The organism is Zhongshania aliphaticivorans, assembly GCF_001586255.1.
Taxonomy (GTDB): domain Bacteria; phylum Pseudomonadota; class Gammaproteobacteria; order Pseudomonadales; family Spongiibacteraceae; genus Spongiibacter; species Spongiibacter aliphaticivorans.
Window position 1 is genome coordinate 4,080,840 of sequence record NZ_CP014544.1, and the last position, 22,917, is coordinate 4,103,756.

The window sequence follows — 22,917 nt, forward strand, 5'->3', positions numbered from 1 at the left end:
TATATTTACATTAGACCGATAGCTTTACTGTATCGAAGTCCAGAAATCATTCGTTATCACCCGCGCAACCACCCTTATACTAGACTACGCTGAGCAAAGCGTCGGTGCCAAATAGCGCCTAAGCAGCCCAGTAGCCTCGTCACTGGTCTTGATATAGCATTCTAAAGAGCCTGCATGACACTAATGCCTGTTCGGCAGGCCACAAGCCAAGTCCCAATTAACGACTTAGTGTACGGATACCGCTAAAGGATAGACCATGGAGTTAGGAAAAAGCCTTCGGACCACCCGCAAGCTGCGCAGACACAAACTGCTGTGGACTAATCTTACGCAAGTGCGCGACATTCAAATTGACTCTTTTTCACCGGCCCGCCACCCGAGTATGTGCGACGTCCAATGGCAGCAAGGAGAGGCGTAAAGATGGACCCAATACTACTTGGTGAAAAATACGACAACATCGCTCAGTGGTGGCATAAGCAACATAGCGATTCACGCTACGGCCTAGCGCAATTTGAAAAAGCGATTGGCCTTCGCGCTGCTGGCGGCAAGGCGCTGGATGTTGGCTGCGGCGCCGGAGGACGGTTTATTCGTATTCTTCACCAGAAGAATTATTCAGTGACCGGTTTAGATATATCTGCGGAAATGATCGCGCTCGCACAAGCAAATCATCCTCAGCATAATTTTATACACAGTGATATTTGCAACTGGGAAAGCGATGAGAATTTTGATTTTATCCTTGCTTGGGACAGCCTATTTCACCTGCCTTTTAATATGCAAAAGCCAGTGCTCAAAAAGCTTTGTCAAAAGCTAAACCACAACGGTGTACTCATTTATAGCTTTGGCGACGACTACGGTGAGCATAGCGACCAATGGCATAACGACACTTTTTATTACAGCTCTATTGGCCTGCGTGAAAACTGCCAATTACTGCTCAATATGGGACTGTCGATTTTGCATCTCGAATTGGATCAGCTTCCAGAAAAGCACGCTTATATCATCGCTCAAAAACGTTAAGCGCATTTCTCAAGCTAGTTTTAAGATTGCAGCCAGTTTTCAGCAAGTTCAATATCTTTAAAATCAAAAGCCTTTATTTCTAAATTTCGAAAAAACTTACCTTCTAATTCACTGATCTTTTTCAACCACTTTTTATCGCTCAGTACGGCAATGCGCTTAAATTTTTTCATCAATTTTAGCAGCGTTGGCATACGCGATAGCTCATGTGCCATTGCCGCCAGTGACGGAAACTGAAAATCTTCGATACGGTATAGCATGACACCGTCTTCAATGTTTTCTGACTCTTTCAGCAAATCGTCTAACGCCTTTTTCATGACGTTAGCATCTATTTTGCCATTGAGAACGATATCGATACGGTTGCCAGCACTATGAATAACTTCAAGCATATTGGCTCCAAAGAAATTGTCTTATAAAGCTAAAACCCGTGGCACGCACATTAGCATTACACCAACCACAACCACAGTAATAGCACTACTAAACACATAAGGATAGAGCATTAAAGCAATGCCGGTATACAACACCACTTTATTGCCCTGTTTGCGACCATAGACAAAGTAACCCAAACCGATAGAGCTAAATAATAAGCTCCATAACAGCATTGCCTCGCTGCTCATGAATACACACCTCTGTGTCTTTTCTTAACTTTAGGGCAAAAATGCGGGTTTGTCATAGTTATACCAGGTCAGCGCGGTATGGCGAATTTCTTTGCACACATGCAGCTCCAGGCGATTAAAATTAACCCCCGCCACCATTCCGCTCGATGCGCTTAATCGCAATAATTTTTTGCCGTCTATGGCCCTGCCCTCAACCTTGTCTAAATACACCGACACCCCAAACTTAGAGTGCAACATAGCGCTGACACAGGCCTCTGGGAACACCAATGGAAACACCCGTGCCGCCTCTTCGTCGTTGTCAGCGCGAATATACTGGCTCACATCAATCTCAAGTGCTGCGCCCTCAGTTATCGCGCTTATTGGCTCAACTAACTGAATGAGTGTGGTGGTATCCAGCAAATCGATTGCATTGGGCGTTAATAGACTCGCTCCGCCAAAGAACAGTATTTTTAATAAAGTCATCATTGCCCTGTCATCCCTGTGAAATACTTACAACACTGAACGTCATTCCTTTTGCAGCAAACCCAGCTTGCGGTAAAGTGATCGCAAACTAATGCCCGCTATTTTTGCCGCCTGATTTTTATCGCCGTGACAATACTCAAGTAAATCATTGAGATACTGCGCTTGTTGGGTTTTCAAATCGGGCCACTGCTCAGTCTGAGCAACAGTCTGCAATGGCGCTGCATCCAGCAGACACTGCGCCAGAATTTTCACATCAATAATATTCGAGTGCGCAAAAATTGTCGCCCGCTCTAACACATTGCGTAATTCCCGCACATTACCCGCAAAATGGCAGCCACTGAGTAGTTTAATGCCAGAGTCGGTTAAGCGATAATTTTCGTCTGGACTGAGTTTACCGAGAATGGATTTAGCAATAATACCCACGTCTTCGCGGCGCTCGCGCAGTGGCGGCAACACAATGGGAAAGGCGTTAATCCGATAATAGAGATCTTCTCGGAACGCCCCTCGGGCAAGCTGTTCTTTTAAATTTTTGTGGGTGGCACAAATCAAACGGAACTGGGCGCGCTTAAGCTGGGTACTGCCCACCGCGCGATAGCTGCCCGTTTCAATCAAGCGCAGTAATTTAACCTGCATACCCAGTGGCACATCGCCGATTTCGTCCAAAAAGAGGGTGCCGCCTTCAGCATTCTCCAACAAGCCTGGTTTATTACTGACCGCGCCGGTAAATGCGCCTTTAACGTGACCAAATAACTCGCTCTCGAATAAGGTTTCGGTGAGGCCGGCGCATTCCACCGTCACCATAAGATGCTTATGACGAGGGCTGGCCTCGTGAATCGCCTTAGCGGCCAACTCCTTGCCCGTGCCCGACTCACCCATAAGAAGCACCGAGGTATCGCGTCTGGCAACGAGGTTAATCATATCAACCAAGCTATTAAACGCCGGGCTGCGCCCCACCATTTGCTGGGTGCTAAATTCGGCACTGGCAATCGTAACGGGTCTTAAAATTTCGACAAAATACCGTAACTCACCGTCGTCGCCGCGAATCGGCAACATTTCAACATCAACATGCTCCTTGCCCCGCGGTGTACTATGAATATGCAGCACGCGCTCTTTGGCACCAGAGCTTTTACATGCAAGCAACGGACAGCTTTCACCGGCTTGGTCACAAGGCACCCGGTAGCCGTGGGAAACTTCATAGCAATGGGCGCCACGATCAACTTCAATCTCGCCAAAGGTTTCGCGGTAGCGCTCATTTGTCGCCAAAATTTCATAATTTGCCGACACTAAAATCGCGGGATCACTGTAGCCGTCCAGCATCCGCGCCAAGCCTTTATCAGTATCACTTGCAATCAACTGCATGATCTTGCCAAATTTGTCAAAAAAGTTTGCCAATAATGACAACAAAGCGCGTGCTTATCGAGCCTAATTTTGACAAACCACTCAAAGAAAATTAGATACTACTTATAAAACAGCAACTTAAGTACAGCTAAGTGCGGCATGCTCGCCGTGGCACAGCTATTGCTGTTTAGGCACACAGGGCCATAATCGTAATCCACTCGCCAATCTTGGTAATAGCATCTCTTTTGGGAGCGCAGGCATGAATTTCGACCCCTTTGTACTGGCACGCATTCAATTTGCCACCAATATGAGTTTTCATATTCTCTTTCCCGCCATATCTATTGGTCTTGCGTGGATCCTGCTATTTTTCCGCCTGCGCTACACGCTAACCGGCGACAAGGCTTGGGAATATGCCTATTTATTTTGGGTAAAGGTCTTCGCACTCACCTTTGCGATGGGCGTGGTGTCTGGTATTACCATGAGCTTTCAGTTTGGCACCAATTGGCCCGGGTTTATGGAAAAGGCCGGGAACGTCGCAGGCCCGCTGCTCGGTTACGAAGTGCTGACGGCCTTCTTTTTAGAAGCCTCCTTCCTCGGCATTATGCTGTTTGGCAAAGATCGTGTATCCAACCGCCTACATTTAATTAGCACCTTTTTAGTCGCCTTCGGCACTACCTTGTCGGCATTCTGGATCCTCAGCCTAAATTCTTGGATGCAAACCCCAAGCGGTTATCATTTAGAAGAGGGCGTGGTGATGGTCGACAGCTGGATAGCAGTGATTTTCAACCCCTCCTTCCCTTATCGCTTCTTCCACATGCTAGTTGCCTCGGTACTCACCAGCGCCTTTTTAGTGGCGGGGGTCAGTGCCTGGCGGGCACTGAAAAACGTTGATGGCCCAGCTACGTGGAAAGTAATGAAAACCGGTGTCATCATTGCCGCCGTATTAACGCCTTTGCAAATTTTTATCGGCGATCTTCACGGCCTTAATACCTTAGAACATCAGCCCGCAAAAATCGCCGCAATGGAGGCTATTTGGGACACCGACCAAGCAGTGCCTTTTACGGTATTCGCCCTGCCGGACGAAGCCAGTCGCAGCAACCGGTTTGCCGTAGAGGTACCCTACGCTGGCAGCCTAATTTTAACCCATGATCCCCATGGCAAAGTGCAGGGTTTGAACGACTTTAAAGGCGAGCATCCGCCAGTTGCCATGGTATTTTGGTCCTTTCGCGTAATGCTCGCTATGGGTGGTCTAATGCTACTCACCGCGTGGATCAGTGCTTGGCAATTTCGCGGCCATCATCAGCCCAACAAGCCGATGCTCCATGTTTTATCGGCTATGGCATTCTCTGGCTGGATCGCAGTTCTCGCCGGCTGGTATGTAACTGAAATTGGCCGCCAGCCGTGGATTGTCACCGGCGTTTTAACAGTGAACGACGTCGCGGCCGATCACAGCAGCGCCACCCTCACCGGTACATTATTTGGCTATGTCGCGCTTTATGTGTTTCTGTTGGGCTCTTATATTGCCGCCCTGCGCCACATGTCGAACAAGCCCGCGGCCTCCTTAGGAATGATGAATTTACCGAGCCGCAACAGCGCTGGCGATACATCGCCACAGAACCGGGGGCACTGAACAATGGAATATTGGCTACCAATTATTTATATGGGCATTATGGGCTTGGCGCTGCTCATTTACGTGATGCTAGACGGCTACGATCTCGGCGTGGGCTTATTGCTGCCACTGGCGGAAGAAGACGAAAAAGACATGATGATCGCCTCCATTGGCCCCTTCTGGGACGCCAATGAAACTTGGATTGTACTGGGTGTTGGCATTTTATTAATCGCATTCCCGCTTGCCCACGGCATTATTCTTAGCGGCTTGTATTTGCCCGTCACCATCATGCTCATGGGTTTAATGCTGCGCGGGGTGGCCTTTGACCTGCGGGTAAAAGCGGGCGACCACCATCGCGGCCGTTGGAATAAGGCTTTTTTTGCTGGGTCCTTAATTGCCTCAACAGCCCAAGGCTGGATGCTCGGCGCCTACATCACCGGCTTGCAAGACAACATAACCAGCCTGTTATTTTCGGCGCTCATTGCCATGACCTTACCCGCCCTGTATTTAATATTAGGCTGCGGCTGGCTGCTAATGAAAACCGAAGGCGCATTATTAGATAAGGCCATCAGCTGGGGCCGCATGGCAATCTGGCCCATGGGGCTTGGCCTATTTATGGTCTCGGTGGCCACGCCCATGGTCAGCCCAGCTATTGCCGCGAAATGGTTTACCCTACCCTACACCATCTTACTGCTACCCATTCCGCTAAGCTGTATCATCTGTTATGTGGCAATTTTTATTCTGTTGGGCAAACCCAATATTCTTCGCCACGGCTACGGCTGGCTAATTTACGCCGCCACCGCGGTAATTTGCCTTATGGCGAGCCTGGGCTTGGCTTACAGTATTTTTCCCTACATTATTATTGGTCAAATGACGATTTGGGACGCCGCCGCCTCGGTTAAGTCGCTGCAATTTACCTTAGTCGGTGTTGTTATCACCCTGCCCGCGATTTTGTTCTATACCTTTTTTATGTACCGCATTTTTCATGGCAAAGCCACGGCGCTTTCCTATGAATAGTGTATTTAAAATAATGATGACCATAAAAAATCCGCAACGCGTTACAACCGGAGATGCCTAATGAACACCATTGCGTTTACACCCAATCTAAAACAAATACCGGTGGTCATTCCCTTCTTTGACGAACCCACCAATACCTTTTCCTATGTTGTGCAAGACCCGACATCCAAGGCCTGCGCAATTATCGATTCGGTTATGGAAATAGACTACGCCGCAGGACATTTAGGCTTACAAGGCGCAGATAAAATTATTCAGTATATTCGCGAACAACAACTCGATTTACAGTGGATTATTGAAACCCACGTGCACGCCGATCATTTGTCGGCAGCGCCCTATATCCAAGGCCAGATTGGCGGCAAAATCGGTATTGGCGAACACATTATTACGGTACAAGAAACCTTCGGTAAAATTTTTAACGAAGGCAGTCAGTTCCAGCGCGACGGCTCTCAGTTTGATCAACTCTTTAAAGACGGCGACCAATACACCGTGGGCAATTTGCAGTGCCACGCATTGCACACCCCTGGCCACACACCGGCGTGCATGACCCATATTATGGGTAATGCAGCCTTTGTGGGCGACACCTTGTTTATGCCCGACGGCGGCAGCGCCCGCGCCGACTTCCCCGGCGGCGACGCTAGGGTCCTCTACCAATCAATTCAGCGCTTACTGTCACTACCCGATGAACTGCGTTTGTTTATGTGCCACGACTATATGCCCAATGGTCGCGACGTGGAATTTGAGACCACCGTTAAACAACAGCGCGACAATAATATTCACGTGCACCGAGGCATAAGCGAAGACGAATTTGTCGCCATGCGAGAACAACGCGACGCCACCTTAGGCATGCCCAAGCTCATCATTCCAGCGCTACAAATCAATATGCGCGCCGGACATTTGCCCGAAGCCGACAGCAATGGCACTGTGTATCTCAAAGTGCCCTTAGATACGCTATAAATTAGCTATGCTAAACACGGCGACATAAGGCTAAGGAATCCCAGTGCAAAAAACGACGCTTAAATCTTACTTTCCCATTCTGAGCTGGGCAGGCGAATACAACCGCGATGTGCTATTTAGCGATCTGCTGGCGGCATTAATCGTTACCATCATGCTAATTCCCCAGTCCCTCGCCTATGCTCTGCTGGCCGGGCTGCCACCGCAAATGGGGTTGTACGCCAGTATGTTGCCACTGGTCGCCTACGGTATTTTTGGCACTAGCCGCACGCTGTCGGTGGGGCCGGTGGCCGTGGTCTCGCTAATGACCGCATCGGCCATCGGCCATATTGCCAGTGCCGGCAGTGTGAGCTATATCGAAGCCGCCTTATTGCTGGCCTTTTTGTCGGGTGTATTCCTGCTCGGCATGGGCTTGCTACGCATGGGCTTTTTAGCGAACTTTTTATCCCACCCCGTCATTGCCGGATTCATCACGGCCTCGGGCATTATTATTGCGTTTAGCCAGCTTAAATATATATTGGGCATCAATGCCCATGGCGAAAACCTGTTTGCTCTGCTGCACTCGCTCTATGCCTCGGTGGCCAATACCAACTTTTATACCGTGGCGGTGGGCTTACCCACGCTGATCTTTTTATTCTGGGTACGCAGCGGCCTTAAACCGCTGCTAGTACGCACCGGGCTCAGTGACAAAGCCGCGGCCATGCTAGCGAAGACCGGCCCCGTGCTCGGCATTATTGCCACCAGTTATGCCGCCTACTATTTTGAACTTGGCAGCAAAGGTGTCGTCTTGGTCGGTGAGGTCCCCACCGGCTTGCCCAGTTTTCAAATGCCCAAACTCGGCCACGACGCCTGGCGTGAACTCATGTTGTCAGCAGTGTTTATATCCATTATCGGTTTTGTTGAGTCAGTATCGGTGGGCCACACCCTGGCCGCCAAGCGCCGCCAGCGCATTGTGCCAAACCAAGAACTGATCGGTCTTGGCGCCGCCAATATTGCCGCGTCATTCTCTGGCGGCTATCCGGTTACTGGTGGCTTCGCGCGCTCGGTGGTTAATTTTGATGCCGGTGCCGTCACCCCAGCGGCCGGTATGTTTACCGCCGTGGGCATTGCCGCCGCCGCCATGTATTTCACCCCTTACTTGGCCTACTTACCCAAGGCCACTTTAGCGGCGACCATTATCGTCGCGGTTTTATCGCTAGTGGATTTTTCCATACTCAAAAAATCCTGGGCTTATGCCCGCAGCGACTTTATCGCCGTGGTCACCACACTTGTCGTGACCTTAATTATGGGTGTAGAAACTGGCGTCGCCTGTGGCGTTTTCGCCTCGCTCGCCCTGCACCTATACAAAACCTCGGTGCCCCACATGGCCGTGGTTGGCGAGGTTCCGGGCACCGAACACTACCGTAATATAAATCGCCACAAAGTCATTACCCACAACCATATCCTGTCGCTGCGCATTGACGAAAGCCTGTACTTTGCCAATGCCGGTTTTATTGAAGACAAGGTTTATGAATTGGTCGACGCCTGCTCTGATATTCAGCACGTTATTTTAATGTGTACCGCCGTAAACGAAATTGATTTAAGCGCTTTAGAAGTACTTGAATCGATTAATCTTCGCCTAAAAGACAGTGGCATAAAACTGCATTTGTCGGAAGTGAAGGGGCCGGTGATGGATGTACTCGCCCATACCGAGTTTATAAAGCACCTGAGCGGCCAGGTATTTTTGTCTCACCACTTGGGAATACAAAAAATTCTAGCTAAGCAGAAAAGCGCTGACACCCAAAAGGTTCAAGACTGGAATATTTAAGTATGACTATGTGTGTAACACGATGAGGAAATACACTGGATACGGCGCAGCCGAATCCAGAGCAAAAAAATTAGAATTCAAAAGACAGACGGGCGTTAAGCGTTCTTGGCGAATTCAACGTAAAAATTGCTTGTTCTTCCTGGGTTGCCAAGGTTCTCGAGCCACCGCCAATGGCATTGGTGGTATCGCGAATATTACTTATATTAATCGACAACTGAGGACGGAATCGCAATTCATTTAAGGCAAGTGACAGACCGCCATTAAGCGTAGAGAAATCATTCACGGCTTCAGTCTGAGCAAGATCGCCAAAGTTTTTACCAATATAATCATAGCTAAGATAGACATTGTAATCCACGCCGAACAGCGTATTAAAATACGATGCCGATACGGCGTATTGCGAGTCTGCGGCGCCCGGCATTTGGGTTCCCGGCGGAATCAAATTTCGATTAGAGTCTTCGAACTCTTCCGTCGTATGGGCGTCAACTTCGCCGCCACTGGCCGCCAAGGTCAATCCATCTATTGGCGTTAACCAACGTAAACTAATTTCATAACCCGAGCTTTTTGCCGCACCAACATTGTCGCGAAAGTTAAGCTGCGTGGTCTGCGTTTTTTGCTGAATCTGCGGGTCGGTATACTCAATTTCAAAAATAGCAGCGTCAATCTGCAGGGTGTTTTCCAGCCACGACGATCGCAGACCAAGTTCATAATTCCAAATTTTATCCGACTTATACGTAGACGGAACCCGCTCTACTTCACTAGACGGTATGGTTTGTATGCCACCAAAACGGAATCCCCGCGCGGCTTGTACATAGACTGAATGTTCCTCGGTAATATCGTATTTTACTGAATAGCGCGGACTCACACCGTCTTCGATAATCTCCTCGTGAATATCCACAGCTTGGCCGTTGTTTGCGGCCCTAGCCAACACACCAACACCGTTATAGCCGCCTTCTACAACCGTCTCGTAATAGCGCGCGCCCACGGCAAAATGCAAACTATCCCACAGGGTTTTCGTCAAATCGAAAAACACGGCATGCTCAGTTGCGGTAGCATCGTTAAAGGCGTACAGCACCGACGTTTCTTTATCAAAGCCAGGAACGAGACCAACAATCGGTGCTAGAGTACTGTTCAGGCTTTGCTGGGCAACCGTATTGATAAAAATATCGAAATACATTTCATAATCGTAGCTGTATAAACCCACTATCCAGTCTACCCACCAATCCCCGCTAGACTGGAAACGAAACTCTTGGGAGAGCGCATTAGAATTGTGGTTCACGACTGAAATAATACCCTCATCTGGACCTGCGCCAGATGGGGGTGAATTAAAGGTGGCGGATATATCTGAAACGTTATACAAGTCTTTGGTGATTTTTGAGGTCAATGACAAAACCCTAAAATGCTCAAAATCGTAGCGTAGCTCCATGCTCTTCAGTGAAAAGTCGTGGTTGCTGGGTTGAGCAAATAGCACATCGTCCAAACTTCTCTCTTCGCGATTATCGGCAATATACACTGCGTCATCAACGGCAAAGTCCTGATGTAAGTAGGTGAGATTAACGCTCAGCTTATCTGTCGGCAGCCAGCGCAACAAAGCGCGGCGTTGCTCGCCGCCACCATCGTTCACGTCTTCTTCGCCCGTGCGACGGTTGTCGAATACACCAGGATACTCACGTTTCACAAAGCCCAATCGGGCCGCGAGCTTGTCTTCATAAAGCGGTACATTAGCAGACACCCCGGAGGTATAGGCCTCACCACCGTGAGATACATCCGACAGTTGACTAAACGCTTTCGCTTCAAAGCCCTCCATATGCGGCGGTTCAAGCACGTAGCGCACGGCGCCAGACAGCGCCGCACCACCAAAGACCGTACCCTGGGGACCTTTTAGTACCTCGACACTGGCAAGATCAAAAGCACTCAAGTCTGGAGTGATACTGGCAACATAGGGGTCGCTGAAGGACGTGTCACCAATCAGTATCCCCACCGGCGAGGAAACCGTGGAATTCGGGCTATTGTCGATACCAATGCCCCGAATCGAGATACGCATAAAGCCCGGAGTTGCATTATTTAAAACAACGCCCGGTGTTTCCTGCAAATAGTCAGATAAATTGAGCTTACCCTGCTCTTCAAGAGCTGATCCGTCAAAATGGGCAATTGAAGCAGGGATGTCACGTAAATTTTCTGAACGCTTTGTGGCCGTAACAATAACTTCTTCGATTTGCCTTTTCCCTGCGTCCGCCAATGACAGTTGGCTGACAGACGCAAGGGGAAGTGTAAGCAGGTATAGGCGATTTGCTAAAGAGAGTCTATTGAACGCGGTAATCATTATATTTCTCACGGTTGCGGCTTATAACAATGACAATTATTACGTCGTTGGCCATCAGTGGCAGTCACTTTTGGGACAGCACCGCGTAATTTCCCCAATCGCTGATATAAGCCATTCAATATGCCTCGGTCACCCAGATAGATATACAAAGGCGCATTCGTCACTAGACGATAGCGAAAGACGATGTTATTCGGATGCTGAGAAGCCTGAATCAATCTGGAACGGGCTCTTCCAGCCCCCCTGCCAGGCGCCAAGATACGTCTCGACATCGAAACCACTATCTCGCGCCAGTCCCAAAAGGTGTTCCGGTTTCTGTATCAATAAACCGTGTTTCTCAATGCAAATAACGCCTCTACGCTCCCACTCTTTCAGAATACCGTTTACTCGCTGCCGCGCCCCACCCACGCGATTAGCAATTTCACCTTGATTGTCACTTGATTCGATAAAATAGCTGCTACTCGGCGCTGCGCTACCACGGATAACCAGCAGTCTAAGTAGATACACGGCCAAGCGGACATTAAGACTGTGGAATGTTAATAATTCCAGGCGACCGATAGTCACCGCGCCACGGGCAACGAATTCATTGTACAGACCACGATACAACTGGGGCCACACCTCGCCAAACGCGAGAAAGTCTTTTGCAGAAATGCTTACCACGGTACTCGACTTAGTCGACACGCAATTACCAAAATAGACTGGCGTCTCCTGAGGCAAAAAATGGGGAAACCAAGCCCCTGCCGCAACGTCTTCAAGAGTCATCTCTTCGCCTTCAGGCGACGCGACATAAATCCGAAAGCCACCACTGACAACACCATATATATAACTTGTCTCGTCATTATGACGATACAGCGCCGTGCCTTTATCAATCGTCATTAATCGGCACACTTCCGCTAAGCTTGATTTAGCCTCATCCGGTAAAAATTTAAACCACGTCCAGCAGTGAATCAATTCCAACGCTTGGGATTTCATACTCCGTCCTCGTGAATTGCACTGTAACTGTCCCGAAAATGACAGCCTTTCGCGTCGTGTGCAGGTAAATTGCATAACATCGCCAGCGCCGGACAATGCATTCTGTTGCTCAATGAAATCAAAATTGGCGACACTGCTAAGGTCTATTTTTATAGCCGTTTGTTATTACCGCAGTTTTAGCAATATTAGAACAAGGACCTTATCTAAATGGCTAGCCAATGAGAACAAGCAAACAATGAATCAGCTACAAGCTAATAATAGCAGTATACCTAAAAACGCGAAAAAGACCGCTAAGCCAATATATTATTTACAGACCGGCTATGTCTTCGCCGCCTTTTATATACCCATCATTCACTGAGCCGCATCGCGCGGATTTAACGATGTATCCCTAGCGCGGCTGCATATACATGATCCACCGTCGACCATTTTATTGCTAGCCATCGTCATTATTTTACAGAGGACATTATGACTTTTTTAAACTGTATCCAGGTCGCCAAACGAACGATAATGACACTGCTAAGCCTTTCTATAATGACGGCAGTTGCTGATGAAAAAAATGGCGCAAGTACTCAAGCAAATAATACGGTCAGAATTGAACAGGGTCAGGCGAGCGGTATCAGCTATGACGAGGTAACCGCATTTTTGGGCATTCCCTATGCCAAGCCCCCTGTGGGGGAGCTGCGTTGGCGCGCCCCCCAGGACCCAGAACCATGGGACAGCTTACACCACGCCAATGCTTTTGGTGACGCCTGCGCCCAGTTCGGCAACTTTTACACAAGCAATGACGCCGCTAGTTTTGATCGTCCCTACGGTAGCGAAGATTGCCTACACCTAAACGTGTGGGCTCCAAAGCGATCCGCAATGCCCCGTCCGGTTATTGTATTTATTCACGGCGGCAGTGGAGTACACGGCGCGACTCTGCTGCCGCTATACAACGGCCAACGATTGGCCAAAGAATTAAACGCAGTCTTTGTCAGTATAAATTATCGTCTCGGCTTCTTCGGAAACCTTAGCCTTGCCGCGCTGCAAACTGGTGATCCCGCTCACGATTCAGGAAATTTTGCCTTACTAGACCAAATCAAAGCACTCGAGTGGGTTCAGAAAAACATACCCAGCTTTGGTGGTGACGCGAGTAATGTAACCGTTATGGGTCACTCGGCAGGCTGCACGAGTATTTGGTCATTGATGCGTTCACCACTGGCAAGCGGTAAATTCCACAAATCCATTTGCCTATCTGGTCTACCACAGGAAAGTAGCAAAGAAGAATTAGCGGAAACGAACAATAAATTGCTGGCTAACTTACTGGTAGCCGATGGCATCATTGCATCGAAGGACGAACTGAAGAATTACCTTAATACCACGAACCCAACACAACTCAAAAACTACCTTTACAGTAAATCAGCGATTGATATTAGCAGTGCGTCCCAAGGTACTGGCGGCATTGCCATTGCAGTAGATGGCCACGTGATTACCGTGGGCAAATCTGGGCCGCTGGTAAATGCCGTGCCGACCCTTATAGGCACAACTCAAAATGAAGCACCACTGCTGCTACTAAAGAAGTTTAGCCAAAAAAATTACAGCGCTATTTGGGAGATGATTCATACCGACAAGCCCTTGAAACAAAGTGATTTCTTTGGCGGCCTAAGTGACCTTTGGAAATTTAAGGTAAGCGCGTGGGTCACAAATAAAATGCTGTTAAGTATGGTCCAAGATGCTGTCCCGCTCCTTACTCAGCAATCGGTTCCAGTTTACCAGTACAAATTTAATTGGCAAAAAACACCAGAACCCTGGCGCGCACTTTTTGGAGCCTACCACGGCATTGATGTACCCTTTATCTTTGGCAACTTTGGTCTCGGCACAAAAAACTTTACGCACTTTACTTGGCGTGTCAGCGAAGAGGCAGAAAGAGAAAATATTCATACCGAGCTGCGCAAAGCTATTCAGGGGTTTATTGAAACGACGGATCCCAATAAATACACTGCCAATGCTGAGTGGCCGCTGTGGAATGAGACCAAGCAGGTAAAAATAATTCAGTAGCGTTTAACATTCAGGTGGCAATTACCAAGCTTAGCGTTTTGCCACCTGAAGCACTGCTATGGCTTAACCGGCAAACGGGAGATGCCAAAGAGCAGCAATACTCAAATCCCGATGCGCCTTCTATTTTGCCTTTCCCGTCTCCCATCAAGCGTTACGCTTTACCCCGCCGCCAGCTGTAATACCGCAACACAAAGCGCCAGACCAAAAATATACGTGCCCCCTGCGCCAATCTGGCGAATAGGATTCGGCCGCGACATGGTTCGGGGGAAGATTAAGCCAGCTACCAAAATAAAACGGCATAGCGTCGCCAAAATAATCGACCACAACACCCAGCCCGCCATTTGCGACTGACTCAAAATATACATCAGCACCATAAGCACCGGCGCAAATTCGATAGTATTGGCATGGGCTCGAATATACTTATGCAGCGTATCTTTGGGATCCGTTGGGCAGCCGAAGCCCTGCTTTTGTTTTATTCGGTTCACTGTCACCGCAATGCCCATCCCAATACACAGGGCGCCCAGCAGGCCAATACACATAAGTGCAATATTCATCGTAGCGTCTCCAAATAAATAATTACCATAAACACTGCACTAGCTTAGCTGGCGATGAACACCGCTAGCACAATGTAATAACCCAAAATACTTACCAATCCTATACCAAATAGATTCACTAAAAGGCCTGCGTGCATCATATCTTTAATGCGCAGCTCACCACTACCGAACACCACAGCATTTGGCGGCGTAGCCACCGGCATCATAAACGCACAAGACGCGGCAATCGCGGCGGGAATCACAAACAACATAGGCGACACCGACTGCGCCACGGCCAAGGCCCCTAACAACGGTAAGAAGGTGGCCGTGGTTGCGGTATTACTGGTGATCTCCGTTAAGAAGATAATTACCGTGACAATCACCAGCACCACCGCAAACAACGGCCAAGCGTTGAGCAAGGCAAAGTTCTGCGCCAGCCACTCGGCCAAACCGGAATCTTTAATCATTACCGCCAAGGCCAAGCCGCCGCCAAACAACAGTAATACCCCCCAAGGCAATTTTTCGGCGCTGTCCCAGTCGAGCAAGGCCTGCGAGTCGGGGCCGCCGGAACGCACCGCAAACAGCAACACACCCGCCGCCATTGCGATCACTGTGTCGCTAATGCCTGGCACATAATCGTTTAATAGGGGTCGAAAAATCCACGCCGCCGCAGTGCCCACAAAAATCAACAAGACCCGCGCCTCAGCCCCACTCAATGGTCCCAGCTGATGCAACTCTGCGCGCAACAAATCTTGACTGCCTGCGTTCTCTAAGCCCGCAAAGCCCTTGCGACACAACCACCACCAAGTAAACAACAGCATAGCCACAGCCACCGGCAGGCCAATCATCATCCACTGGGCAAAGCCGATGCTAATATCGTGGTTGTCTTTTAAATACGCCGCCAACATCGCATTGGGCGGTGTACCGATTAAGGTCGCAATACCGCCAATGCTTGCACTGTAGGCAATGGCCAGTAACAAGGCCACCGCAAAGCGGCGCCGCTCGCCATCATTGCCCGCAGGCAAAAAGCTAATTACCGACAAACCAATCGGCAGCATCATGATACTGGTCGCGGTATTACTCACCCACATACTCAAAAACGAAGTAGCAATCATAAAGCCCGCGATCTGCCGCGTAGCCTGCTGTCCGACCGCCAGTAGAATATTCAACGCAATACGGCGGTGCAGATTCCAACGCTGCATCGCCAAACCCAAAAGAAAACCACCCAAAAACAAAAAGATAATGCCGTTGGCATAGGCATCTGCCAAATCTCCGACCTTAGCAATTCCTAAGACCGGCACCAAAATTAAGGGCAATAGCGCCGTCGCCGGAATTGGCACCGCCTCTGTCGCCCACCATGTCGCCATCCATAGAGCAGAACCAAGAGCTAACCATGCTTCGGAGTTCATTCCGGCGGGTGCTGGGATCAATAGCGTGAAGACCAGCATGACTGGGCCGATAATTAAGGCGAGTAGCCCGGGCTTGGCAGTTTTGTGAGATTGCTTAGTGATCATGAAGAATTCTGGTCTTTAGGATAAATGGCAAGGGCAGATTCGCAGTATAGACCAGATGCCGGTAGGGGGAATTTTTTGCTTATGGCATGTCTGCCCAATGAGTCGCTAACCTGCGCCCTTCAGACTGACCATGGCAAATTACTGCTAGCCTTTTTCCGCCGTCGATAGCAACAAGCCTCATCGAGACCTTGCGCGCTTCGCCAGCGGATTTAATCTCAGCTGCTAGCTAATGCTTCGTCGTAGCGATGGGCCCCTGCCTTCGCAGGGGCGACGATGTAGCTGTACTGAGGCAATCCTTTTAGCTGCGAAGATGTAGGCGTTTTTCATCACGGCTAAAAAATTCGTCTTAGCTGCGTAGGCAGGTAACCATGTGAGCGCAGCGAATGCCTCTAATTCCCGTTGTAAACCCACGGAACAGCGCAATATTATTACAGCAGCCATCGCCGAAACGACCACTATTACACCTGCGACGAAGGTTACCTTAACAACAAGACGCGACACTATCAGTCTTAATTTAGTCTTTAGCTACGGAGGGCGACGACGTCGTTGTATTGAGACAATCCTTTTAGCTGTGAAGATGTAGGCGTTTTTCATCACCGCTAAAAATTCGTCTTACCTGCGTAGGCAGGTAACCATGTGAGCGCAGCGAATGCCTCTAATTCTCGTTGTAAACCCACGGAACAACGCAATATTTTTACAACAGCCATCCCCGAAACGACCACCATTACACCTGCGACGAAGGTTACCTTAACAACAAGACGCGACACTATCAGCCTTAATTTAGTGTTTAGCTACGGAGGGCGACGATGTCGTTGTACTGAGACTATCCTTTTAGCTGCGAAGATGTAGGCGTTTTTCATCACGGCTAAAAAATTCGTCTTACCTGCGTAAGCAGGTAACCATGTGAGCGCAGCGAATGCCTCTGATTCCGGTCTTAATCCCACGGATTAGATTTCGACAATCTCCAAATCATATTAAAATCCGAGACCTTAATGCCAAATAGAATTTCAAGCAATAAATCATGCTACCAACAGCATCACATTTCTATTTAAATTACATTAAATCATTGCTGTCCCATAAATATTCACATCAAGCATAGTTGCGGATGAATGTTGTTGTCGATTGGCTCCGGTGGATCACCTCTTAGCAAAGGCAGCAACTCTCTGCGCTCAAATAAATTGAGCTGCAAAAGGCGAATCATTTGCTGCAGGCTGCGATCAATTTGGCTACTGAACTTAATCCAAGCCAGCAGTAGATAGGCGCACATAGCAATCCAAATCTGGGTCATGACCGCGTTCTTGGACGTGCCGACAAAGGATTTGATTTTCAGGTTTTGCTTGATGCATTTGAAGAACAATTCAATTTTCCAGCGGGATTTGTAGATATCAGCAATGGTCTTGGCGGCAAGATGGAAGTTGTTGGTCAGAAACACATAGTGCTTGCCGGTTTCAGCATCACGGAAGCCGATCCGGCGCAAAGGAATTGGGCAAGTCTTTGCCTTTGCCCCGGTGATCAGTATGGTCTGATCACATGTCAGGCCTTTGGATTTAATGACCTCGCGGCGTTCGATAATACGGTACGTGGCATTACGTTTTTGTCGAGTAACGAAAAATATTCCTTTGTCATTCAGGGCCTTAAACCATGTGTAATCGGTATAGGCACGATCCATTACCACAATGCTATCAGCAGGGAATTCAAGGACGCGACCGACAGTGACATCGTGCTTTTTGCCATCGCTAATGCTGACAAAGCTGGGAAGTAGTCCGTCATGATCTAGGCCAATATGCACTTTTACTGCTCCTTTGGCACGACGGAATTTTGCCCAAGGGAACACGGAAAGACACAGGTCAATAGTTGTGGAATCGAGAGAATACAGTTTGTTCCCAAAGCGAAATCCATGTTTGGGCGCGACGCCTTGGCAGCGAGAAAGCAGTTTATGAAACAGCGCTTCGTAAAGCGTATAGGGCTGACTTTCATTCACGCGGGAAAGAGTGCTTCTCGACACATTACCGGTACCGAGGTGGTAAAGCCTGGCCGCTTGGGCAGACAGATTGCTGACGATATCGCGTAAGCTGGATCGGCCAGAAAATTGCGCCAAACTCAGCGCGACGAACTGAGACCAGCGCGACATTTTGCGCAGTTTTTGACCCTCGTGATGCTGTTTGGCGAGATTCTCAAATTCATGTCTCGATACGAGTTTTAACAATTGAGAAAATACCGTGTTATGATGTGCCAAGGCTTGAATCTCCCTGTTTTTACAGTGTTTGGTCGCACATCCATTGTAACAACTTGTTGGGATTCAAGCCCTTTTTATGTCAGATTTATGGGACAGCAATGACATTAAATAAAACGTCGCTAATTCTCATAACTCTGTTTTTATCAAAAATCGTGAACTAGTTTTTATGGAAAAATCTAAGTGTATATACGCATTGCTAGTGCACACTGCATTTCCTTTAGGCACTTTAATAACAACACAAAGAACTTTCCTAAAAAAATAATGAATTATTTTTCAAAATACTAACATATTGATTATGTTGCATTAGATATTCTAAATACCAAATAAAACCGCCGTACAAACCTCCTTCCTCCACCTTCGCTAATACCGAATCATTCAGACTCTGCTAGTGTTTTTAATAGCCCAAGCTGGGGCCGAAGTTCAATTGGCACCGTTACAATATTAGGGGTATATAAAATGAAAATTAAAAAGAGCCCGCGTTACGTCGCGGTTTTGGTGCTTGCCTCCACTGTCTCGTGGTATGCCGCGGCTGATGCCGACTGCGACGCCGAGGTGGTGACGCTCAATAACGAAATCGCCGCACTGAACGGCAGTAGCAGTAACGAGCTAGAGCAGGCAAAGCAAATGTTGGATGTGCTAAGTGTTGATTGCGCTAGTGGGTCGAGCTTAGCGTCCGTGGCCTCACTCGCGGATTCTATTCGTGAGTTACTTGGCATGAGGGCAAGATCATGAACTATTCCCTAATGAAGCAAATGCGTACGCTAGTATGCGCGACAGGCTTTTTAGTCATTGCTCTGTTTAGCGTTGCAGCAAGCGCCCATACCGTTCAAATTTGCTGGCGCGACAACGGCGGCGTAACCACATTTTACGCTGGCACCTATCACAGCGCGAATGAAGCGCCCTCGCCGGTCGGCAGTATTATCATTGATGGCTTCGACTACCCCTTCACAGGCTTTATCTTGCCGGGCGCGCTGCCAGCTGACGCCCATTGCTGGGCTACGCCGAGCTACGGTGGTGGTGTACCAGGCAACCCAGATGGCGTTGTTAAGTCAGGTGTTCGGCACTTTCAGACCTTTACCGGTTCCTTTGCCAGTGCTTTACATACCTTTTCCTTCACCACTAGCACAGCGGTGGAATATCCCTATCCTGGCGAAAGCTTCCCTCCGCAAGTCTTTGGTGGCGGCGCATGTTCCGACGCTGACTTTGACGGCATCTGTAATGATGAGGACGCCTGCCCCCTAGATTCGGCAAACGACGGTGATGGCGACGGCCTCTGCGCTAATAATGATAATTGCCCGCTAAATTACAATCCTGGACAAGAGGACGTTAACTTTAATGGTCAGGGTGATGTCTGCGAGGGCGTGGTCTGCGGTAATGGTCTATTGCAGGGTTCTGAACAGTGTGACGATGGCAATATTCAAGGCGGCGATGGGTGCTCTGGCATCTGTACCCTTGAAGTGTCTGACAACCCACCAATTGCCAATGCTGGCAGCGATTTTTCGGTAAACGAAGAGGATTTGGTGCAACTCAATGGCAGCGCCAGCAGTGACGCCGACGGCGATACCTTGAGCTTCTCCTGGTCACAAGTGTCTGGTACTACAGTCACCTTATCTGATCCAAGTGCAGTGCAGCCGAGCTTTACCGCCCCAACGGTAGCGCTAGGCGGCGAAACACTAACCTTTAATTTGCTGGTGACCGCCAACGGCCTTTCCAGCAATGCTCAGGTAGGTATAACCGTGGTAAATATCAACCACGTGCCGGTAGCCGAAGCTGGCGACGCACAGCTTGTTGGTGAAGGCTCACCGGTAAACTTGGATGGTAGCGCGAGCTTTGATAGTGACAGCGATCCAATCACCTATAGCTGGACGCAGCTTTCTGGCCCAACTGTAGCGTTGACTGGCGCAAACACTGCAACGCCATCTTTTACCGCGCCCTTTGTGAGTGCCGGCGGCAACCCTGGTGTAGTGGCAACGTTGGTGTTTAGTTTAACAGTCGACGACGGCTTCTCACCCGATGCGGCGGCACCTGGATACAGTATTACCGACAATCAGGCGACAGTTGCTATTGATATTAGCAATATTAATAACGACCCCATTGCTGATGCAGGTAGCGATATCACCATTAACGAAGCTAATCCTTTGCAGCTTAATGCAAATGGTAGCTCCGACCCCGATGGGGATGCCTTAAGCTTCGCTTGGGTGCAAGTTGGCGGTAGCACCGTTGTTCTTAGCGACGCGAATACGCCAACACCTTCGTTCACTGCGCCATTTGTAAGTCCAGGCGGCGAGACCTTGATCTTAGAAGTTACCGTTCAAGACGGCTTTGGCGGTAGCGCAACAGATCAGGTTTTGGTGAATGTTCAGAATGCGAATGATCCACCACTAGTGAGTGCTGCGCAGCCTTCTGTGAATTGCATGTGGCCACCAAACCATAAGATGACCGAGGTCAGCATTCTTGGTGTGAGCGACCCTGAAGACAACGCAAGTATTGTGATTGACAGCGTAACGTCCGACGAGTCTACCAATGGCACTGGCGACGGTGACACCGCAGTGGACGCGATAATCAATGCCAATGGCACGGTGTTGCTACGCGCTGAGCGTTCAGGTAATGGTGACGGCCGCATTTATCGGGTCAACTTCACCGCTACCGATTATGAAGGCAGCGCCTCTGGATCAGTCGATGTATGTGTTCGTCACAACAAGAAACAGACCGCTATTGATAGCGGACAAAACTATGACGCAAGCGAGTAACACTTGACTGCTGCCCGCTAGCACTTTAGCGGGCTAATAATTAAATTTATTCCCAATTAACGGCCGGTGATCCCGGCCTTTTTTGTGGGTGATATATTTAAGTTATAGCGCTCAATTTCTTTAATTATTCGCTCGTACTCGTAACACCCACTAGGAGTATCGTCTCTGCTGAAATACTCTATTCAGCTACATGATAGCTTTTCAATTGTTAAAACATAATTCTATCGCCAGCGGAGCAGTCTTGACATCCGCGAAAAATTTTAAAAAATAGCGTGAAAAAAGCGAGTGCTGCCTATTAACGTCTCATAAATTTTTGTGTTCGCGATTGAGTCGCCCACCACCGTAATATTGAAATTTCTTGCCAAACGGCCTTAATTAAGCACCACCTTAAACCAATGTAAAAACCAAACTCGACCAACTATTTTCTATAACAGTCGTGTGCCATTTGAGCTATAGTTCCCTGGTGGAGTACCGCACATCAACCAGCTCAGCGAACTAGCTTGTAAACATTATGAAAAACAACTACGCCTGCATTGGCTTATTCAATCCAAAATCTGTAGAGAATGTCGGTTCGGTGATGCGCGCTGCAGGCTGTTATGGCGTTAACTCGGTGTTTTATACCGGTGTGCGCTACGATCGCGCCAAGCCCTTTTACACCGACACCAAAAAGGTTTATGAAAAGATTCCGCTGATTGGTGTCAAAGACCTAATGGACATTATTCCGCTAGGCTGCGTACCCGTCGCCGTTGAGCTTGTCAAAGGCGCTAAGCCACTGACCAGCTATAAACACCCCGCTCAGGCCTTTTACATTTTTGGCCCGGAAGACGGCAGCCTTAAAAAAGAAATCACAGACCTTTGCCAAGACATTGTTTATATTCCCACAGAGGGCTGTATGAATTTGGCCGCCACAGTCAATGTGGTGCTGTATGACCGCCTCGCCAAAGGGGACAATTTCTCGCATCATCAGTATGTATTAAGTCATAAGCGCAAACAGATCACGAGCGGCATCAACAATGAGTAAATTTGCAAAGCGTATTGCTCCCTATGTTAAGTCTGAGTTGGAAAAAGCAGATCAACTACAAAAGTCGGGCGATTATGCGCTGGCATTTACGCATCTTGAGAACGCCCATGTACTTGGCCAAGCCTCTACTTATTGGCATGTGAAGGTGCATATTTTAATGCTGCGCTGGGGAATAAAACAAAATGACCGCCACGAAATATTTGGGCAGCTGATTAGAATCATTGGCGCAGCAGCGTTAACGGCAATTAAAGGAGTGCCAACGGGCAATACCGGCGGCAGCAATGTTAGCCCCATTGCGGTAATGCCAATTAAACCCGAACACGAAGCCATTATCACTATGCTTGAAGACAAACCCTAACAAACTTATTTAGCGGCATTATTGTTTTTGCGCTATGCAGTTCAACGATACAGTAAATTTTCAGTCCATACCCCACCACACTCAACCAAATTCCGCCATCTGTACCAAGCTACTTGGTGATTAAAAGGCCTAGCTACTCCCGAATATGCTAATATCTTTGACACTTGCGGGTTTGCAGACAGTATTAAGCGCCAGTTAGGCCTTCATCAAGATCTAGATCCTGCGGTGATTCCTTATTATCTACCGGCTGCAGACAGCCTATAATGAGTCAGGAATTAATCTTGGGCCGCGCTCGCTATTTACCCCAGTGGGGCCACTGCATATCGGCCGCGTCGACATAAAGCGCGGCATTCAGAACTCCATATCAGAA

Annotated in this window: 19 protein-coding genes; 10 read left to right on the forward strand and 9 right to left on the reverse strand. The window is 48.7% G+C overall.

Annotation, left to right across the window (positions count from 1 at the left end):
• The first annotated feature begins 417 nt into the window (after positions 1-417).
• Positions 418-1,011 carry a class I SAM-dependent methyltransferase gene (locus AZF00_RS18270; protein ID WP_008252961.1) on the forward strand — a complete coding sequence of 198 codons (594 nt, stop codon included), beginning with the start codon at positions 418-420 and terminating at the stop codon, positions 1,009-1,011.
• A 20-nt stretch (positions 1,012-1,031) separates the two neighbouring features.
• Here AZF00_RS18270 and AZF00_RS18275 read toward each other — a convergent pair whose 3' ends face one another.
• From AZF00_RS18275 to AZF00_RS18290, 4 genes are read right to left on the reverse strand one after another with little or no spacing between them, the layout of a single operon-like run.
• A complete protein-coding gene (locus tag AZF00_RS18275) occupies positions 1,032-1,397 on the reverse strand; it encodes a SpoIIAA family protein (protein ID WP_008252963.1) in 366 nt (121 codons plus the stop codon).
• A 21-nt stretch (positions 1,398-1,418) separates the two neighbouring features.
• A complete protein-coding gene (locus AZF00_RS18280) occupies positions 1,419-1,625 on the reverse strand; it encodes a hypothetical protein (protein WP_008252964.1) in 207 nt (68 codons plus the stop codon).
• A 30-nt stretch (positions 1,626-1,655) separates the two neighbouring features.
• Positions 1,656-2,090, reverse strand: coding sequence for a hypothetical protein (locus AZF00_RS18285; protein WP_008252965.1), 435 nt, complete (start codon positions 2,088-2,090; stop codon positions 1,656-1,658).
• A gap of 39 nt (positions 2,091-2,129) precedes the next feature.
• Positions 2,130-3,446: a sigma-54 interaction domain-containing protein gene (locus AZF00_RS18290; protein ID WP_040804432.1), complete on the reverse strand. Its 1,317-nt coding sequence runs from the start codon at positions 3,444-3,446 to the stop codon at positions 2,130-2,132.
• A 238-nt stretch (positions 3,447-3,684) separates the two neighbouring features.
• Between AZF00_RS18290 and AZF00_RS18295 the strand changes: the two genes are divergently transcribed.
• From AZF00_RS18295 to AZF00_RS18310, 4 genes are read left to right on the forward strand one after another with little or no spacing between them, the layout of a single operon-like run.
• Positions 3,685-5,055: a cytochrome ubiquinol oxidase subunit I gene (locus AZF00_RS18295; protein ID WP_008252967.1), complete on the forward strand. Its 1,371-nt coding sequence runs from the start codon at positions 3,685-3,687 to the stop codon at positions 5,053-5,055.
• 3 nt (positions 5,056-5,058) lie between these two features.
• Positions 5,059-6,051, forward strand: a complete 993-nt coding sequence (locus AZF00_RS18300; protein ID WP_008252968.1) for a cytochrome d ubiquinol oxidase subunit II — start codon at positions 5,059-5,061, stop codon at positions 6,049-6,051.
• Positions 6,052-6,111: 60 nt separating this feature from the next.
• The gene (locus tag AZF00_RS18305) at positions 6,112-7,005 is read left to right on the forward strand and encodes an MBL fold metallo-hydrolase (protein WP_008252970.1); all 894 of its coding nucleotides are present in this window, start codon (positions 6,112-6,114) and stop codon (positions 7,003-7,005) included.
• A 43-nt stretch (positions 7,006-7,048) separates the two neighbouring features.
• Entirely contained in the window at positions 7,049-8,809 is a 1,761-nt protein-coding gene (locus tag AZF00_RS18310; protein ID WP_008252972.1) for a SulP family inorganic anion transporter, read from the forward strand.
• A gap of 70 nt (positions 8,810-8,879) precedes the next feature.
• On the opposite strand, the gene AZF00_RS18315 is transcribed toward AZF00_RS18310, so the two are convergent.
• Positions 8,880-11,129: a TonB-dependent receptor gene (locus tag AZF00_RS18315; protein WP_008252974.1), complete on the reverse strand. Its 2,250-nt coding sequence runs from the start codon at positions 11,127-11,129 to the stop codon at positions 8,880-8,882.
• A gap of 186 nt (positions 11,130-11,315) precedes the next feature.
• Positions 11,316-12,098, reverse strand: a complete 783-nt coding sequence (locus AZF00_RS18320; protein ID WP_008252976.1) for a Crp/Fnr family transcriptional regulator — start codon at positions 12,096-12,098, stop codon at positions 11,316-11,318.
• A gap of 507 nt (positions 12,099-12,605) precedes the next feature.
• Between AZF00_RS18320 and AZF00_RS18325 the strand changes: the two genes are divergently transcribed.
• Complete coding sequence (locus AZF00_RS18325; protein ID WP_008252978.1) at positions 12,606-14,135, forward strand: carboxylesterase/lipase family protein; 1,530 nt, start codon at positions 12,606-12,608, stop codon at positions 14,133-14,135.
• A 158-nt stretch (positions 14,136-14,293) separates the two neighbouring features.
• Here AZF00_RS18325 and AZF00_RS18330 read toward each other — a convergent pair whose 3' ends face one another.
• The 3 genes from AZF00_RS18330 to AZF00_RS18340 all read right to left on the reverse strand — a co-directional run bounded on the left by AZF00_RS18330 (position 14,294) and on the right by AZF00_RS18340 (position 18,418).
• Positions 14,294-14,689, reverse strand: a complete 396-nt coding sequence (locus AZF00_RS18330; RefSeq protein ID WP_008252980.1) for an MAPEG family protein — start codon at positions 14,687-14,689, stop codon at positions 14,294-14,296.
• 44 nt (positions 14,690-14,733) lie between these two features.
• Positions 14,734-16,182 carry an SLC13 family permease gene (locus tag AZF00_RS18335; RefSeq protein ID WP_008252982.1) on the reverse strand — a complete coding sequence of 483 codons (1,449 nt, stop codon included), beginning with the start codon at positions 16,180-16,182 and terminating at the stop codon, positions 14,734-14,736.
• 1,084 nt (positions 16,183-17,266) lie between these two features.
• A complete protein-coding gene (locus tag AZF00_RS18340; RefSeq protein ID WP_062383042.1) occupies positions 17,267-18,418 on the reverse strand; it encodes an IS4 family transposase in 1,152 nt (383 codons plus the stop codon).
• A gap of 456 nt (positions 18,419-18,874) precedes the next feature.
• Between AZF00_RS18340 and AZF00_RS18345 the strand changes: the two genes are divergently transcribed.
• The 4 genes from AZF00_RS18345 (at position 18,875) to AZF00_RS18360 (ending at position 22,547) form a co-directional block, all read left to right on the forward strand.
• A complete protein-coding gene (locus tag AZF00_RS18345) occupies positions 18,875-19,150 on the forward strand; it encodes a hypothetical protein (protein ID WP_062384625.1) in 276 nt (91 codons plus the stop codon).
• Positions 19,147-21,168 carry a PKD domain-containing protein gene (locus AZF00_RS18350; protein WP_062384630.1) on the forward strand — a complete coding sequence of 674 codons (2,022 nt, stop codon included), beginning with the start codon at positions 19,147-19,149 and terminating at the stop codon, positions 21,166-21,168. The genes AZF00_RS18345 and AZF00_RS18350 overlap by 4 nt, the downstream gene beginning before the upstream one ends.
• 511 nt (positions 21,169-21,679) lie before the next feature.
• Positions 21,680-22,189 (forward strand): RNA methyltransferase, encoded by a 510-nt coding sequence (locus tag AZF00_RS18355; RefSeq protein WP_062384634.1) that lies wholly within the window; start codon positions 21,680-21,682, stop codon positions 22,187-22,189.
• The gene (locus tag AZF00_RS18360) at positions 22,182-22,547 is read left to right on the forward strand and encodes a DUF3703 domain-containing protein (protein ID WP_062384637.1); all 366 of its coding nucleotides are present in this window, start codon (positions 22,182-22,184) and stop codon (positions 22,545-22,547) included. The genes AZF00_RS18355 and AZF00_RS18360 overlap by 8 nt, the downstream gene beginning before the upstream one ends.
• Positions 22,548-22,917 lie beyond the last annotated feature (370 nt).

Bases quoted from the DNA above. Each gene is read 5' to 3' on its own strand.
- AZF00_RS18345 (WP_062384625.1), top strand. From the start codon at position 18,875: ATGAAAATTAAAAAGAGCCCGCGTTACGTCGCGGTTTTGGTGCTTGCC.
- AZF00_RS18275 (WP_008252963.1), bottom strand. From the start codon at position 1,397: ATGCTTGAAGTTATTCATAGTGCTGGCAACCGTATCGATATCGTTCTC.
- AZF00_RS18335 (WP_008252982.1), bottom strand. From the start codon at position 16,182: ATGATCACTAAGCAATCTCACAAAACTGCCAAGCCCGGGCTACTCGCC.
- AZF00_RS18330 (WP_008252980.1), bottom strand. From the start codon at position 14,689: ATGAATATTGCACTTATGTGTATTGGCCTGCTGGGCGCCCTGTGTATT.
- AZF00_RS18280 (WP_008252964.1), bottom strand. From the start codon at position 1,625: ATGAGCAGCGAGGCAATGCTGTTATGGAGCTTATTATTTAGCTCTATC.
- AZF00_RS18355 (WP_062384634.1), top strand. From the start codon at position 21,680: ATGAAAAACAACTACGCCTGCATTGGCTTATTCAATCCAAAATCTGTA.
- AZF00_RS18270 (WP_008252961.1), top strand. From the start codon at position 418: ATGGACCCAATACTACTTGGTGAAAAATACGACAACATCGCTCAGTGG.
- AZF00_RS18360 (WP_062384637.1), top strand. From the start codon at position 22,182: ATGAGTAAATTTGCAAAGCGTATTGCTCCCTATGTTAAGTCTGAGTTG.
- AZF00_RS18315 (WP_008252974.1), bottom strand. From the start codon at position 11,129: ATGATTACCGCGTTCAATAGACTCTCTTTAGCAAATCGCCTATACCTG.
- AZF00_RS18285 (WP_008252965.1), bottom strand. From the start codon at position 2,090: ATGATGACTTTATTAAAAATACTGTTCTTTGGCGGAGCGAGTCTATTA.
- AZF00_RS18295 (WP_008252967.1), top strand. From the start codon at position 3,685: ATGAATTTCGACCCCTTTGTACTGGCACGCATTCAATTTGCCACCAAT.
- AZF00_RS18290 (WP_040804432.1), bottom strand. From the start codon at position 3,446: ATGCAGTTGATTGCAAGTGATACTGATAAAGGCTTGGCGCGGATGCTG.
- AZF00_RS18325 (WP_008252978.1), top strand. From the start codon at position 12,606: ATGACACTGCTAAGCCTTTCTATAATGACGGCAGTTGCTGATGAAAAA.
- AZF00_RS18305 (WP_008252970.1), top strand. From the start codon at position 6,112: ATGAACACCATTGCGTTTACACCCAATCTAAAACAAATACCGGTGGTC.
- AZF00_RS18300 (WP_008252968.1), top strand. From the start codon at position 5,059: ATGGAATATTGGCTACCAATTATTTATATGGGCATTATGGGCTTGGCG.
- AZF00_RS18350 (WP_062384630.1), top strand. From the start codon at position 19,147: ATGAACTATTCCCTAATGAAGCAAATGCGTACGCTAGTATGCGCGACA.
- AZF00_RS18320 (WP_008252976.1), bottom strand. From the start codon at position 12,098: ATGAAATCCCAAGCGTTGGAATTGATTCACTGCTGGACGTGGTTTAAA.